General features: G+C 45.5%; 3 protein-coding genes. 2 read left to right on the top strand and 1 reads right to left on the bottom strand.

The features are described 5' to 3' along the window. The first annotated feature begins 422 nt into the window (after positions 1-422). Entirely contained in the window at positions 423-1,055 is a 633-nt protein-coding gene (gene grxB, locus ACED46_RS21445; protein ID WP_371722406.1) for a glutaredoxin 2, read from the top strand. Positions 1,056-1,214: 159 nt separating this feature from the next. Here the strand turns inward: grxB and ACED46_RS21440 are convergent, their stop codons facing one another. Beyond that, positions 1,215-2,048: a pyruvate, water dikinase regulatory protein gene (locus ACED46_RS21440; RefSeq protein WP_017060559.1), complete on the bottom strand. Its 834-nt coding sequence runs from the start codon at positions 2,046-2,048 to the stop codon at positions 1,215-1,217. Between the two features lie 178 nt (positions 2,049-2,226). Here ACED46_RS21440 and ppsA point away from each other — a divergent pair, with 178 nt between their 5' ends. Beyond that, on the top strand, positions 2,227-4,599 hold the full coding sequence (ppsA, locus tag ACED46_RS21435; protein ID WP_371722405.1) for a phosphoenolpyruvate synthase: 2,373 nt from the start codon (positions 2,227-2,229) through the stop codon (positions 4,597-4,599). Positions 4,600-4,660 lie beyond the last annotated feature (61 nt).

Here is a 4,660-nt window from a genome sequence, read left to right as displayed (position 1 = left end):
CGCAGAGGAAGTCTAAAGAAAACATTACGTTAGACGGAATTTACGCTGAGCTTAGAGCTTAAGGTTCTGTCTATGAAAAAAGCATAGTTTAACCACTCTGCCCTTTTAGTAGTCACTCTACTAAAGGTAACAAAATTGAGGCTTTGGCTGACTTCACTCTTCTGCATTAGAGTAAGCAGCCAGAGCCTTTTTTATGCCTGTAATTTACCCATTAGCTTACTCGTTACAATAAAACCGCACTCAACTGACAATAGAATTAGGCAACGAGTTTCTACACTAGGTGCTTATTCTCATCGTTCTCTTGATATTCCCGTGCACTTAATCGCACTGAATAGTTCTTGTTAACAAAGGCTTATTGTCTGCGAAAGTTTCTGGTACATTAGCATCATCTTATACTAAGAAAGACCCGAATGAGGGAAGCTATGAAGCTTTACATTTACGGCCACTGCCCTTTCTGTGCAAGAGTCTCCTACATTGCTCAATCGCTAGGCTTGAACATTGAGCTTGTTTCTGTCGATTATGATGATGCCCAAACCCTTATCGATCTGATCGGTAAAAAGATGGTGCCCGTCTTACAAAAAGACGATGGCTCTATCATGGCAGAGAGCCTAGATATCATCGCGTACTTCATGGACTTGAAATCAAGCGATGAGCAGCGTGTGCCATCTGAGCAAGTGACTGTGTTCCAAACTCGCGCATTCCCTCTTACTCAACAGATTGGACGCCCATGTTGGTGGAACCTCGACTTGGCTGAATATCGCTCTGCTGGAGCCAAAGAAGCTTGGCGTGCCAGTAAAGAGACCGAAGGTTTTAACTTTGAAGAACTGTTAGAAAAGACGCCTCAGTTCGTTCAACTGATTAACCCATTACTGAAAGATGCCGAACTCTTACTGGATCTAGAGAATGGTGAGTCATCACTGCCTCTAGTCGATCAAGCGGTGTATTTCTCGATGCTTCGTGGCTTTTGCGTAGAACCAAGCATCACATGGCCACCAGCACTTGAACGCTGGTTAGAAAAGAAAAGTGAAACGCTAAAGCTGTCTTTACTTCGCTAGAAAGCTATCTCGATTAAGAAAGCAAGCTCTGATTAAGAAAACAAGCTCTGACTCGCAAGCGACTACAACGAGCACAAACAAAAAATCGAAGCTCTCAGGTGTAAACTGCGAGCTTCGATTTTCTTTTATCTGGCCATTCTATTTCTCTAAGGCTTTGTCTTACAGCAGACGCCTTCTCAAACCTGTTCGCTCCAAGATTCGTGTCGAAATTTCTTCAACCGATAGTGAAGAGGTGTTGATGTAAGGTATTGCTTCTCGACGGAACATCGCCTCTACCGTTTGCAATTCATACAAACATTGTGAGTCACTGGCGTATTCGCTGCCTGCTAAGCGGTTCTCACGAATTTCAGTGAGCCTTTCTGCATCAATGGTCAAACCAAACAGCTTATGTCGGTAGATCTCAAACTCTGGCAACAGCTTTAAGCGTGCCAAGTCATCGTGGATAAATGGGTAGTTTGCTACGCGTAAGCCAAACTGCATCGCCATATACAAACTTGTTGGTGTTTTGCCACTTCGAGAAACACCCAACAAGATGATGTCGGCTTCTTCCAGCCCTTTTAGCGTGATGCCATCATCATGCGCGAGCGTGTACTCAATCGCAGCAATACGGTCGAAATACTTCACCGAGTCCTTGTTTACACTGCGTGAGCGCTGCAACTTAGGAACAGGCGCCATCTGAATGTCATCCTGTACTTTCTGCACGATGCTCTCTAACACGTCATAACAGTGCGCGGGCGCTTCTAGCAATTTGGTTTTGATATCAGGTATCACAATCGAAAAGAACACTAGCGGTTCTAATCCGGTATCACGATACGAAATTTCAATCTCTTTTAATAAATCAGAAAGTTTGTCCTCACTTTCCACAAACGGAAAGGTTTTTTCATTGGCTTTAAAAGGGAATTGACCTAGAACAACATGCCCTAAAGTCTCACATGTTATGGCCGTTCCATCAGAAACATAGAATACATCACGACTTTGGATATCAATTTGCATTTTTTATTTAATGTTTAAAATTATTTTGAGTAGGATGGTAACCATAATATAGATAATAAAACCCTGCTGACTATTACGTCCCCCACAGCTTTAGAAAATAATTTACGTTTTTTTAAACTGATACGTAATCGTTTGCCTTTAAATCCCTACAATGCTTGCTATGTTTCTGGAGAAATAAATGCAAAATAATACCCTATGGTTCAATGGCCTATCCATGGAAGATGTCGACAAAGTCGGCGGTAAGAACGCCTCACTGGGCGAGATGGTTTCTAACCTGTCCAATGCTGGTGTTTCTGTACCTAATGGTTTTGCTACCACCTCTTATGCGTTTAACGACTTTCTTGATTACAAAGGTCTTGATGAGCGCATTCACCAACTACTTGATGAACTTGATGTTGAAGACGTTGACGCCCTGCGTAAGACAGGTGCAACGATTCGACAATGGGTTCTAGATGCACCCTTCCCAGAATCACTAGAGCAAGACATCCGTGAGAACTACCGTGAGCTAATTGAAGACAACGAAGAATTGTCTGTAGCGGTTCGTTCATCGGCAACCGCAGAAGATCTTCCAGATGCTTCTTTCGCAGGCCAGCAAGAAACCTTCCTTAACGTGAAAGGCATCGACGCGGTACTCGAAGCAACCAAGCACGTTTACGCGTCACTGTTTAACGACCGCGCTATCTCTTACCGTGTACACCAAGGCTTTGACCACCGTGGCATTTCATTGTCTGCGGGTATCCAGCGCATGGTTCGCTCAGACAAAGCCTCTTCAGGTGTGATGTTCACGCTTGATACTGAGTCTGGCTTCGACCAAGTGGTATTCATCACCTCTTCTTGGGGCTTGGGTGAAATGGTTGTGCAAGGTGCTGTGAACCCCGACGAGTTCTACGTTCACAAGCCAATGTTAGAAGCGGGTCACTACCCAATCGTTAAAAAGACGTTTGGTTCTAAGTTGATCAAGATGATCTACTCGACCAATCAAGAGATCGGTAAGCAAGTAGATATCATCGACACCGATACTCAAGAGCGTAACGAGTTCTCACTCAACGATGAAGAGATCAAAGAGCTAGCAAAACAAGCGATGATCATCGAGAAGCACTACCAACGTCCAATGGACATTGAGTGGGCGAAAGATGGCATCGACGGCAAGCTTTACATCGTTCAGGCTCGCCCAGAAACCGTATGTTCTCAAAGCGATCAAAACGTTATCGAGCGTTACGAGCTAAACAATAAGGCGGATGTCTTGGTTGAAGGCCGCGCTATCGGTCAGCGTATCGGCTCTGGCCCTGTTCGCTTGGTTGATTCTCTAGACCAAATGTCACTGGTTCAAGAAGGCGACGTGCTGGTAACTGACATGACAGACCCAGACTGGGAACCTGTGATGAAGAAAGCGTCTGCGATTGTGACTAACCGTGGTGGCCGTACTTGTCACGCTGCGATCATTGCTCGTGAGCTAGGCATTCCAGCAATCGTTGGTTGTGGCAGCGCAACAAGCAGCCTAAACGATGGCGATACCGTGACAGTGTCATGTTCAGAAGGCGAAACAGGCTACGTTTACAACGGCGAACTCGACTTTGAAATCAAACGTTCTGAGGTTGATGAGCTACCAATGCTACCGACTAAAGTGATGATGAACGTGGGTAACCCAGATCGTGCTTTCGATTTCGCGCAGATTCCAAACGAAGGCGTCGGCCTTGCTCGTCTAGAGTTCATCATCAACAAGATGATCGGTATTCACCCGAAAGCACTGCTCAACTTTGACGCACAGTCTGATGAGCTTAAAGCTGAAATCACACAGCGTATTCGTGGTTACAAAGATCCTATCGATTTCTACGTAGGCAAACTAACAGAGGGCATCGCGACCATCGCTTCTGCATTCTGGCCTAAGCGTGTGATCGTACGTATGTCTGACTTTAAGTCGAACGAGTACAGCAACCTAGTCGGCGGTAAAACGTTTGAACCGCATGAAGAGAACCCAATGCTGGGCTTCCGTGGTGCATCTCGTTACATCTCACCAGTATTCGAAGACTGTTTCGAGCTAGAAACTCAAGCGATCAAACGCGTTCGCAACGAAATGGGCCTTAAGAACGTTGAAATCATGATCCCATTCGTTCGTACTCCAAGCGAAGCGGCATCGGTTATCGACATTCTGGCTAAATTCGACCTTCGCCGTGGCGACCAAGGTCTGAAAGTGATCATGATGTGTGAGCTACCATCGAACGCAATCTTGGCTGATGAGTTCTTGAAGTACTTCGATGGCTTCTCTATCGGCTCAAACGACATGACGCAACTGACACTTGGCCTCGACCGAGATTCAGGCGATGTGGCACACCTCTTCGATGAGCGTAACCCAGCCGTGAAAGCAATGCTGAAAATGGCGATCGATGCGGCAACCAAAGCGGGTAAATACGTGGGTATTTGTGGCCAAGGCCCATCTGACCATGACGACCTAGCAGAGTGGTTAATGGAGCAAGGCATCAGCTCTGTTTCACTAAACCCGGATACGGTTATCGATACGTGGTTGAAGCTAGGTAACGTTGCTAATAAATAAGTAAATAGTAAGCGTCTTTAAATCGACACATTCAATCATCGAAACGAACGTCGTAACCTTT

Origin of the sequence: Vibrio sp. 1S139, from assembly GCF_041439475.1 — a bacterium.
In the GTDB taxonomy this organism is placed as follows: Bacteria; Pseudomonadota; Gammaproteobacteria; order Enterobacterales; family Vibrionaceae; genus Vibrio; species Vibrio crassostreae_C.
The sequence above is the reverse complement of the archived record's forward strand: the minus strand, read 5'-3'. Positions and strand labels throughout refer to the sequence as shown.

What these genes read in the sequence shown, in the direction of transcription:
- grxB (WP_371722406.1), top strand. Translation starts at nt 423, where the DNA reads ATGAAGCTTTACATTTACGGCCACTGCCCTTTCTGTGCAAGAGTCTCC.
- ACED46_RS21440 (WP_017060559.1), bottom strand. Translation starts at nt 2,048, where the DNA reads ATGCAAATTGATATCCAAAGTCGTGATGTATTCTATGTTTCTGATGGA.
- ppsA (WP_371722405.1), top strand. Translation starts at nt 2,227, where the DNA reads ATGCAAAATAATACCCTATGGTTCAATGGCCTATCCATGGAAGATGTC.